The organism is Rhizobium esperanzae (assembly GCF_002204185.1).
Classification (GTDB): Bacteria; Pseudomonadota; Alphaproteobacteria; order Rhizobiales; family Rhizobiaceae; genus Rhizobium; species Rhizobium esperanzae.
In genome coordinates, this window is sequence record NZ_MXPU01000074.1 from 1 (window position 1) to 701 (window position 701).

Annotated in this window: 1 protein-coding gene; it reads right to left on the minus strand. The window is 60.2% G+C overall.

Annotation, left to right across the window (positions count from 1 at the left end; genetic code table 11):
* Positions 1-701: IS5 family transposase (locus B5E41_RS30995; protein WP_088397333.1), on the minus strand; the 701-nt coding region annotated here is incomplete at both ends.

Consider the following 701-nt stretch of genomic DNA (forward strand, 5'->3'; position numbering starts at 1 on the left):
GTGAGCATTCTGATTGAAGCGATTTGCGCCCATGCGGTTGCGCTTTCGATCGATTTCTCCCAATCCTTGGCGAGACGGCGGCAGCGTCCAAGCCAGGCGAAAGTCCTTTCCACCACCCATCTCTTGGGCAGGACGACGAAGCCCTTGGCGTGATCCGAACGCTTGACGATTTCGATCGTCCAGTCACCATGGCCGCACATTGCTCGCCTCAACTTGGCTCCGGCGTAGCCACCATCGGCGAAGATGTGGCGCAGCCACGGAAAACGGCGGCGGATCGCCTTGAGGACATGGGGTGCGCCGTCGCGATCCTGTATGTCGGCAGCATGGATGAACACGAAGATCAGAAATCCAAGCGTATCGGTGACAATCTGACGCTTGCGGCCCTTAATCTTCTTGCCTGCATCATAGCCGGATATTCCGCCGCTTTCCGTGGTCTTGACGCTTTGGCTGTCGATAATCCCTGCCGTCGGTTGCGCCTCCCGTCCCTCGATTTCCCGCGCCGCCATCACCAGAAGCTGGTTGATGCTCTGCCACAGTCCGATCGCGCGCCAAGAATAAAAATAACCGCGCACCGTCGAAACCGGCGGAAAATCGCCCGGCAGCATGCGCCATTGGCAGCCGCTCGAGGCGATATAGAGGATCGCCTCCACGACCGAGCGCATATTCGTCGTCCGACGCCGCCCGCCACGACGCGCTGGCGG